At 63.5% G+C, this 9,210-nt stretch carries 7 protein-coding genes; 4 read left to right on the forward strand and 3 right to left on the reverse strand.

From position 1 onward, the window contains the following. Positions 1 to 163: 163 nt before the first annotated feature. Positions 164 to 1,663: a peptide MFS transporter gene (locus V6M89_RS25505; protein WP_332855836.1), complete on the forward strand. Its 1,500-nt coding sequence runs from the start codon at positions 164 to 166 to the stop codon at positions 1,661 to 1,663. A gap of 76 nt (positions 1,664 to 1,739) precedes the next feature. On the opposite strand, the gene glpD is transcribed toward V6M89_RS25505, so the two are convergent. Further along, positions 1,740 to 3,284 carry a glycerol-3-phosphate dehydrogenase gene (gene glpD / locus V6M89_RS25510; protein ID WP_332855837.1) on the reverse strand — a complete coding sequence of 515 codons (1,545 nt, stop codon included), beginning with the start codon at positions 3,282 to 3,284 and terminating at the stop codon, positions 1,740 to 1,742. A gap of 174 nt (positions 3,285 to 3,458) precedes the next feature. Between glpD and V6M89_RS25515 the strand changes: the two genes are divergently transcribed. Beyond that, positions 3,459 to 5,795, forward strand: coding sequence for a penicillin-binding protein 1A (locus V6M89_RS25515; RefSeq protein WP_332855838.1), 2,337 nt, complete (start codon positions 3,459 to 3,461; stop codon positions 5,793 to 5,795). A gap of 1 nt (position 5,796) precedes the next feature. On the opposite strand, the gene V6M89_RS25520 is transcribed toward V6M89_RS25515, so the two are convergent. Next, positions 5,797 to 6,477, reverse strand: a complete 681-nt coding sequence (locus tag V6M89_RS25520; RefSeq protein WP_332855839.1) for a TetR/AcrR family transcriptional regulator — start codon at positions 6,475 to 6,477, stop codon at positions 5,797 to 5,799. A 176-nt stretch (positions 6,478 to 6,653) separates the two neighbouring features. Between V6M89_RS25520 and V6M89_RS25525 the strand changes: the two genes are divergently transcribed. Both V6M89_RS25525 and V6M89_RS25530 read left to right on the forward strand, forming a co-directional pair. Continuing rightward, on the forward strand, positions 6,654 to 7,568 hold the full coding sequence (locus V6M89_RS25525; protein ID WP_332855840.1) for a lipase family alpha/beta hydrolase: 915 nt from the start codon (positions 6,654 to 6,656) through the stop codon (positions 7,566 to 7,568). Between the two features lie 7 nt (positions 7,569 to 7,575). Beyond that, positions 7,576 to 8,496, forward strand: coding sequence for a lipase secretion chaperone (locus V6M89_RS25530; RefSeq protein ID WP_332855841.1), 921 nt, complete (start codon positions 7,576 to 7,578; stop codon positions 8,494 to 8,496). Positions 8,497 to 8,498: 2 nt separating this feature from the next. Here V6M89_RS25530 and V6M89_RS25535 read toward each other — a convergent pair whose 3' ends face one another. Next, the gene (locus V6M89_RS25535) at positions 8,499 to 8,990 is read right to left on the reverse strand and encodes a hypothetical protein (RefSeq protein ID WP_332855842.1); all 492 of its coding nucleotides are present in this window, start codon (positions 8,988 to 8,990) and stop codon (positions 8,499 to 8,501) included. Positions 8,991 to 9,210: the final 220 nt, after the last annotated feature.

Consider the following 9,210-nt stretch of genomic DNA (forward strand, 5'->3'; position numbering starts at 1 on the left):
TAGCAGGATTGTGCATATTTATTAGCACAAAAGACATATCTTTGCAGGCCAACCATCAAAATGTACGGCCGGATCGATTTGTAGATTAAAATGGCGCCCAATTTGGCTCCCCACAAGGGAACCTGAGACACTTTTCATAGATCATAAAATTAGGAGAAGCCGCATGAGCGGTGCTACCACCACCAATACGGAAGTCGTTATTCCCGAATTCAAGCAGATCATGGGTCACCCTGCTCCGCTGTGGATGTTGTTCATGACCGAGTTCTGGGAGCGTTTCGCGTTCTACGGCATACGTTGGGCCCTGGTGCTCTACGTCGTGGCCCAGTTCTACAACGGCGACGCTACCGGTGAGGCCCCAGCGAACCTGATCTACGGCTCCTATCTGGCGCTGGTCTATGCCGCCGCGCTGTTCGGCGGCTACGTGGCCGATCGTGTCCTCGGCTACCAGCGCTCGATCCTGATCGGCGCGACCTTCATGTCGGCCGGCCTGTTCATGATCGCCTTCCCCGACCAGACGGTATTCCAGTTTGGCCTGGCCACCATCATCGTCGGCAACGGCATGTTCAAACCGAACATCTCGACCATGGTCGGCAAGCTGTATGGCGCCGCCGACACCCGCCGCGATTCCGGCTTCACCATCTTCTACATGGGCATCAACTCCGGCGCGCTGGTCGCACCGGTACTGACCGAATGGCTGGCCACCGCCATCTTCGGCGCCCACGGCATGCCTGCTTACAAAGTGGTGTTCATGTCCGCCGGCTTCGGCATGCTGATCTCCCTGGTGTGGTTCTTCATCGGCCGCCGCAACCTGAAAGGCATCGGCGCGCCAGACGCATCGAACGCCGATCCGAAGCGCATGATCTACGTCGCTCTGGGCTCGCTGTGCGTGATCCCGGTCGTGTACTTCCTGCTGGCCGCCGGCGCGCAGAACCTGCAAATGGTGTTGTCCGTGCTGTTCGTCCTGCTGTCAGTGATGCTGCTGATCGAAGGTGTCAAGAACGGCAAGGTCGCCCGCGACAAGGTCATCGCCATGCTGCTGATCTTCTTCTTCAATATCATGTTCTGGATGTTCTTCGAACAGGCAGGCAGCTCGTTCACCTTCCTGGCCGATAAGATCGTCGACCGCCAGATGTTCAACTGGACCTTCCCTGTGGCCTGGTTCCAGATCTTTAACTCGCTGGCCATCATCGGCTTCGCGCCGATCGTCGCCTTCATCTGGGTCGCCATGCGCAGTAAAAACCCATCGATTCCGCGTAAATTCGGCCTGGGCCTGCTGTTCAACGGCGCCGCCTTCGCGCTGCTGATGTTCGCGCTGTCGATGCTGGTCAATGCCGACAACAAGATCCCGTTCTGGCCTTTGGTCATGGTCTACACGCTGCAATCGATCGGTGAGCTGTGCCTGTCGCCTATCGGCCTGTCGATGGTGACCAAGCTGGCGCCGACCCGCCTGGTGGGCCTGGGCATGGGCGGCTGGTTCCTGTCCACCGGTATCGGCAACAACCTGTCGGGCATCTTCGCTTCGGCGGTCAGCGGCGAAACCGGCATGTCGGTGTCGTCCGCGCTGGTCGGCTACAGCTACGGCTTCTATGCACTGGCTGCCGCCGGCGTGCTGCTGTTCCTGATCGCACCGCTGATCCAGAAGCTGATGCACGGCGTGAAGTAAGCGCTCTAGCTCCAATAAAAAAACCACCGGCACAGAGCGCGATCTTGAGCGCGCTCTGGCTGGTGGTTTTTTTATTTTATGCCGCTTGCTTGTGCTGGAACGGGTGCGCCGCCAGCCACGCCTGCAGCTTGTCGCCGGTGTCCGGCGGCAGGTGCAGGCCCAGCTTGGAGCGCCGCCACAGGATGTCCTGCGCGCTGCGCGCCCATTCATAGCGGCGCATGTATTCCACTTCCGCCGCGTACAGGCCCGGCGCGATCTCCTCGCCCATCTCGGCTACGCCTTCCTTCCGGCCCAGCAGCGTGTGGATGCGGGTGCCGTAGGCGCGGGCGTAGCGCGCCACCAGCAACGGCGGCAGCCAGCTGTAGCGCCCCTGCACGTTGCGCACCCAGGTGTCGAATTCCAGCACCGAACGATTCTGCGGCTCGGCGCCATACAGGTCGCCGCCCGGCAGGCAGGCGTTGTGGGTCCAGGCGCCGTGGCGGTTGCCCAGCGACCTGGCGATCAGGTCGACCGCCTCCTCCGCCAGCTTGCGGAAGGTGGTGATCTTGCCGCCGAAGACGCTCAGCATCGGCGGGCCGTCGCTGTCGACCTCCAGCCGGTAGTCGCGGGTGACGGCCTTGGCGTCGGCGCCGTCCTCCACCAGCGGCCGCACGCCCGAATAAGTCCACACCACGTCGGCCGGCACGATCGGCTTGACGAAGTACTGGCTGGCCAGCTCGCACAGGTAGCCGATTTCGTCCTCGCTGATGGCGACCTGGTTGGCGTCGCCGCGATAATCGAGATCGGTGGTGCCGATCAGCGTGAAGTCGCGTTCATACGGAATCGCGAACACGATGCGGCCGTCCGGGTGCTGGAAGATGTAGGCGTTGTCATGCTCGAAGATGCGCTTGACGATGATATGGCTGCCCTTGATCAGCCGCAGATTGCCGCCGCCCTCCTTCGGCAGCGTCGCATGCAGCAGGCTGGCGGTCCAAGGCCCCGCCGCGTTGACCACGTAGCGCGCGTTGACGCGGACATCGCCGCAACCGCTCTTGTGCAGGTCCGCTTCCCAGCCGTCCGCCTTGCGCGTCAGTGCGCTGCACACGGTCTGGGTCAGGATGGTGGCGCCTTTTTCGCAGGCGTCGATGGCGTTCAGCACCACCAGCCGGGCGTCGTCCACCCAGCCGTCGGAATAGATAAAGCCGCGCTGGAACTCGGGCTTGAGCGGCTTGCCCGCCGCATGCGTGCGCAGGTTGATGCCGGCCGACGCCGGCAACAGCTCGCGCTTGGCCAGCAGGTCGTACAGCATCAGGCCGGCCCGTATCATCAGCGCCGGGCGCTGGCTGGGCGCGTGCGGCATCACGAAGCGCAGCGGCCACATGATGTGCGGCGCGGCGCGCAGCAGCACCTCGCGCTCGATCAGCGCCTTGCGCACCAGATTGAACTCGTAATACTCCAGATAGCGCAGGCCGCCGTGGATCAGCTTGGTGGAGGCCGACGAGGTGTGCGAGGCCAGGTCGTCCTTTTCGCACAGCACCACCGACAAGCCCCGCCCTGCCGCATCGCGCGCGATGCCGGCGCCGTTGATACCGCCTCCTACGATCAGGATGTCGCAATCGAGAGTGTGCTGCGGTTCCGCCATGTTTTTCCCGGTGATAAAGCGATTTAACTCAGATATCTGTTACGTTACGACAAAATCACCAATAGTCATAGGGGTGAGTGACCGTATTTGCATAAAAAGCCACTTTTCAATTAAGTGTGCCCAAATTTTGTTGGTCTATAATCGCGCCTACCGTTGCTACCGTGAGACTACGCCTTGACTGCTTCCCCCATCAATCTGTCCAAATGGCTGACCCGCCGCAACGCCATCCGCGGCTTTATCGTGGCCGGCGTCGCCGCGCTGATCGCCGGCGGCCTGCTGCTGGCCTACATGCTGCTGTACGTGGCGCCCAACCTGCCGTCGCTGGAAGTCATCACCGATTACCGGCCCAAGATCCCGCTGCGCATCTACACCGCCGACAACGCCCTGATCGGCGAATTCGGCGAGGAGCACCGCGACTTCGTGCCGATCAAGGACATCCCGGAGATGATGAAGAAGTCGGTGCTGGCGATCGAGGACAAGCGCTTCTACGAGCATAACGGCATCGACTGGCGCCGCGCGCTGGGCGCCGCGCGCGCCAACCTGGGCGGCGCCATGCGCCAGGGCGGCTCCACCATCACCATGCAGGTGGCGCGCAACTTCTTCCTCACCCGCGAGAAATTCTACGGCCGCAAGCTCAATGAGGTCATGCTGGCGTTTAAGATCGAGGCGGCGCTCAGCAAGGAGCAGATCCTCGAACTGTATATGAACCAGATCTACCTCGGCCAGCGCTCCTTCGGCTTCGGCGCGGCGTCGCAGGTCTACTTCGGCAAATCGCTGAAGAACCTGGACATCGCCGAGATGGCGATGCTGGCCGGCCTGCCGCAGAATCCGGCCCGCCACAACCCGGCCGTCAATCCCAAGCGCGCCAAGCAACGCCAGCGCGTGGTGCTGAAGTCGATGCGCGAGCTGGACTACATCACCGAGGAGCAGTACCAGAAGGCGCTGCACGAAACGCTGCACATCAGCCACCGCGGCCAGGGCTTCGACACCCACGCCGAGTACGTGGCCGAACTGGCGCGCCAGGTGGTGTACGCCCAGTTCAAGGAAGACTCCTACACCAAGGGCATCAGCGTCTACACCACGATCCTCAAGGCCGACCAGAACGCGGCCTACGAATCGGTGCGCCGCAATGTGCTGAACTACGACCAGCGCCACGGCTACCGCGGCCCGGAAGCCTTCATCACGCTGCCGGCCGGCGAGGAAGAACGCGACGACGCCATCGAAGACGCGCTGCAGCGCCGTCCGGGCAGCGACCGCCTGATCCCGGCCGTGGTGCTGGAAGTCGGCGCCAAATCGGTCAAGGTGCAGAATCCGTTCGGCGAAGAGATCACCATCAGCGGCGACGGCCTGCGCCTGGCCGCCAACGCGCTGACCGACAAGGCCAAGGACACGGTGCGCCTGCGTCCCGGCGCGGTGATCCGCATCATGCAGGAGAAGAACAGCTGGAGCATCACCCAGGTGCCGCAGGTGGCGGCGGCGTTCGTCTCCATCGATGCGGTCAGCGGCGGCTATCACGCCATGGTCGGCGGCTTCGACTACAACCTGCAGAAGTTCAACCACGTCACGCAGGCCTGGCGCCAGCCGGGTTCCTCGATCAAGCCGTTCGTGTATTCGGCGGCGCTGGAAAAAGGCTTCTCGCCGGCGACCCTGATCAACGACGTGCCGCTGGACCTGACCGGCGCCGAAACCGGCAACGAGGCCTGGAGCCCGAAAAACGACGACGGCAAGTTCGACGGCCCGATCACCATGCGCACCGCGCTGGCCGAATCGAAGAACGTGGCCTCGGTGCGCATCCTGCGCTCGATCACGGTGCCGTACGCGCACAACTACCTGGGCAAGTTCGGCTTCGACCTGGCCAAGCATCCGAAGAACCTGACCATGGCGCTGGGCACCGGCTCGGTCACGCCGGCGCAGCTGGTGGGCGCGTACTCGGTGTTCGCCAACGGCGGCTACACGGTCGAGCCTTACCTGATCGCCAAAATCGTCGACGGCAGCGGCAAGATCATCTCCGAAGCCAAGCCGCGCACCACGCTGCCGGACGACGCCCGCGTCATCGATCCGCGCAACGCCTTCGTCACCGACAGCTTGCTGCGCCAGGTCACGCGCACCGGCACCGGCGCCGCGGTGGCCCGCCTGGGCCGCCCCGACCTGGCCGGCAAGACCGGCACCTCCAGCGACGCGGTCGACGGCTGGTTCGCCGGCTACGGCGGCGGCATCGTGGCGGTATCGTGGATGGGTTACGACGATTCGAAATCGTTGGGCGGCAAGGAGTTCGGCTCCAGCGTGGCGCTGCCGATCTGGATCGACTACATGAAGGTGGCGCTGCAAAGCCGTCCGGCGCAGGAGCGCCAGGTTCCGGCCGGGCTGACGCAAGTGAATGGCGAGTGGCTGTTCGACGAGTTCACCGGCGACGCCGCGCGCCATACGCTGGACATGGACGACGTGGCGCCGGGCGCGGAGAACGTGGCGCCGCAGCCGGCCGGCACGGCGCCGCCACCGCCAGCCAACTAAGTCAGGAAGCCAGGTAGCCGCGCATCATGCGCACGGCGCTATCCGCAAACTGGTCCGGGCTGACATCGGCAGCCCGGTACTTCCAGCGCTTCACATACCAGTCCTGGAACATCGCCATGATGTGCGCGGCCTGCAGCTCAGGGCTGCCGGCGGGACGCTGCGGCAGCTGCGCGATCACGCCGGCGAACAAGGCCTGCACGTGCAGCTCCGATTCCTTGGCCGTGGTGCGCTGCGCCGATTGCAGCACGCGCGAATCCATGAACACGAAATAAAACCACGGCTGCAGAATCTCGGACACGTAGATCGAGGCGCGCATCAGCGCTTCCAGCTTGTCGAGCGGATCGGTGACGTCGTCGAACAGACGCGGCATCTCCTGGGTGGCGTGGCGCACCACGTCCCCGATCATCTCAGCCAGTTGGTCCTTGTTGCTGATGTAGCCGTACAAGCCGCCCATCGACAGGCCGGTCTCCTGGCACAGGTCGCGCAGGTTCATGGCGCGGAAGCCGACGTCGTTGGCCAGCTTGAAGGTGGCCCGGAAGATCCGCTCCAGGTTTTCCAGCGCCGGCTTGCGGCGCTTGACGGTGATGCGGTCAGCGTTGTGGTCGAGCAGATATGCCCAGATATTGACGCCGTCCAGCGGCGTCATCCCCTGAAATTGTTGGAAGTCGAATCGCGACGGCAAGGTAGTCTCTTTATTTGAGTTTTGGTCTCGATTATAGCGCAGGAAAACAACTGGGATCAGCAGCCCATCAGATTGGCTCCCAAGGCCTAGCGTGCGGACTGCAAGGCCAGCGGCGCGGTGCTACATTTTGATGACCGGGGAAATACCCGGACCTCAAAATATAATCGGAGACTTCAATGACAAAACGCTTCTGGAAGTACCTCGCGGTCTGCCTGATCGCCCTGACCTCCCTGCCCGCGCCATCCTGGGCGGCCGGCTACACGCAAACCAAATACCCGATCGTGCTGGTGCACGGCCTGTTCGGCTTCGACAACATCGGCCCGGTCGACTACTTCTACGGCATCGCCTCGGGGCTGCGCAGCGGCGGCGCCAATGTGTATGTGACGTCGGTGTCGGCCGCCAACAGCACCGAGGTGCGCGGCGAGCAGTTGCTGGTGCAGGTCAAGCAGATCCTGGCCGCGACCGGCGCTTCCAAGGTCAACCTGATCGGCCATAGCCACGGCGGCCCCACCGCGCGCTACGTGGCGTCGGTGCGGCCGGACCTGGTGGCTTCGGTCAGCAGCGTCGGTGGCGTCAACAAGGGTTCCAGGGTGGCCGATGTGCTGATCGGCGCGGTGCCGGACGTGACCTACAGCCTGGCCAACGCGGTCTCCGGCTTCATCAGCTTCCTGTCCGGCAGCCCGACCTTGCCGCAGAATGCGCGCGCGGCCGCCACTTCGCTGAGCACCGCCGGCACGCTGGCCTTCAACGGCAGGCATCCTGAGGGCGTGCCGACGTCGGCCTGCGGCGAAGGCGAATACCAGGTACGCGGCGTGTACTACTTCTCGTGGAGCGGCGCGCAGCCTTACACCAATCTGCTGGACGCCAGCGATCCGGTGCTGGCCCTGACGGCGATCGCCTTCAACGGCGCCAAGAACGATGGCCTGGTCAGCAGCTGCTCCAGCCACCTGGGCCGCGTGATCCGCGACGACTATGCGATGAACCATCTGGACGAAGTGAATCAACTGGTGGGCATCACCAACCTGTTCGAGACCAGCCCGGTGACCATCTTCCGCCAGCAGGCCAATCGCCTGCAGGGACTGGGACTGTAAGGAGCGCATGATGAGCACAAACGCAAAACTGCTGCGCTTCGGCGCGCTGGCCGCTGTAGTCGGCGTCGGCCTGTATCTGGGGCTGCCGCGCAGCGAAGCGCCGCGGGCCCGCGCCGCCGATCCTAACTATTTTGCGTTTGTGCCGTCGATGATCGGCACACGGCCCGACGGCGACGTGCGCCAGGCCACGGCGGACAAGCTGACCGTCAACGCGGAGCTGGCCTACCTGTTCGACTACTATCTGGCGGGACTGGGCGAGAAGCCGCTGGAGGCGATCCGCGTGGAGATCGGCCGCGAGCTGGATCGCCGCCTGAGCGCCGCGCCGGCGGCGCAGGCCAAGCGCCTGCTGGATGCCTACCTGGCCTACAAGCGCGCGTTGGTCGATGAGGAGCGCAGCCTGCCGGCCACGCTGGATCTGGCGCAGGGTGCGCGTCAGCGGCTGGAGGCCATGCAGCGCCTGCGCCGCTCGTATTTCACCGAGGCCGAATCCGAGGGACTGTTCAGCGCTGGCGACGCCTACGATCTGGACGCGCTGGCGCGGCTGGAGATCAACGCCGACAAGAAGCTGACCGATGCGCAGCGCAGGGAGCGCATCGCCGCGCTGGATGCGCGGCTGCCGCAACAGCTGCGCGACGAGCGCGATGCGCCGACCAAGGTGCTGCGGCTGGAGGAAGCCGTGGCAAAGGCGCGCCAACAAGGCATGGGCGACAACGAGATCTACCGCATACGTTCAGCGGCGTTATCGCCGGAAGCGGCGGCCCGCCTGGCCGATGTCGACATCGAAGAAGCCGACTGGCGCCACCGCATCGCCGTCTATCTGGCGCAGCGCCAGCAGCTGACGCCGGGCACGGATCCGGCCTCGCTGCAGAAACTGCGCGACTCCATTTTCTCCGCCGACGAGCAAAAGCGCCTTGCGGCTTACGAGTAGTTTCAGTGAACGTAACGCGCGATGTAGTAGACGCCGCCAAGTAGCATGATGGCCAGGCCGTACACCTTCCAGGTGTGACTCATCAAGGTCTTATGAAGTTCAACGCGATGTTCCATCAGGGCCATGTTGAATTCTTCATGCTGCCGAGCCAAGGCGGTGCTGAATTCTTCATGCTGCCGAGCCAGGGCGGCGCCGAATTCCTCACGTTGCCTGACCAGCGCGACATGAAAATCTTCACGTTGCGCGGCTAGCGCATTGTTGAATTCCAGTTTGTGCTCGTACAGCACTTTCATGATGCGCTCGGTAGCGGCGTGGATTTCCTCGCGCAATGATTGCACATCATCTTTGGTTGCAAAACTTGTCCGTATCACAGCCACATCGACCTCCAGCGCCGCGAGGCGTGTTTCTATCGCAGCGAAGCGCACTTCTGCTCTTCCATCATAGGCGGCACGTGAGGCATTTTCAATGCGGCTGGGATCATCGTTGACAGGCATGTTCGCTCCTCGCGGCAGCATAGTCAAGCTGCCACCGTAGCACCGGCAAGCACCGCCTCGATTGAGCCGGATCAAAGTAAAAAAAAGCGGCCCGAGGGCCGCTTGACTTTGCTGCTGCGCCAGATAGTGGCTTACTTTATTGTTAGAACTCTTCCCAGTCGTCGCCCGCCACCGTGGCCGTCTGGCGCGCCGGGGCCTTGGTCGCCGCAGCCTTCAACGC

Origin of the sequence: Duganella sp. S19_KUP01_CR8 (assembly GCF_036688705.1) — a bacterium.
Lineage (GTDB): Bacteria > Pseudomonadota > Gammaproteobacteria > Burkholderiales > Burkholderiaceae_D > Rugamonas.

What these genes read in the sequence shown, in the direction of transcription:
- V6M89_RS25535 (WP_332855842.1), bottom strand. Translation starts at nt 8,990, where the DNA reads ATGCCTGTCAACGATGATCCCAGCCGCATTGAAAATGCCTCACGTGCC.
- V6M89_RS25530 (WP_332855841.1), top strand. Translation starts at nt 7,576, where the DNA reads ATGATGAGCACAAACGCAAAACTGCTGCGCTTCGGCGCGCTGGCCGCT.
- V6M89_RS25525 (WP_332855840.1), top strand. Translation starts at nt 6,654, where the DNA reads ATGACAAAACGCTTCTGGAAGTACCTCGCGGTCTGCCTGATCGCCCTG.
- glpD (WP_332855837.1), bottom strand. Translation starts at nt 3,284, where the DNA reads ATGGCGGAACCGCAGCACACTCTCGATTGCGACATCCTGATCGTAGGA.
- V6M89_RS25505 (WP_332855836.1), top strand. Translation starts at nt 164, where the DNA reads ATGAGCGGTGCTACCACCACCAATACGGAAGTCGTTATTCCCGAATTC.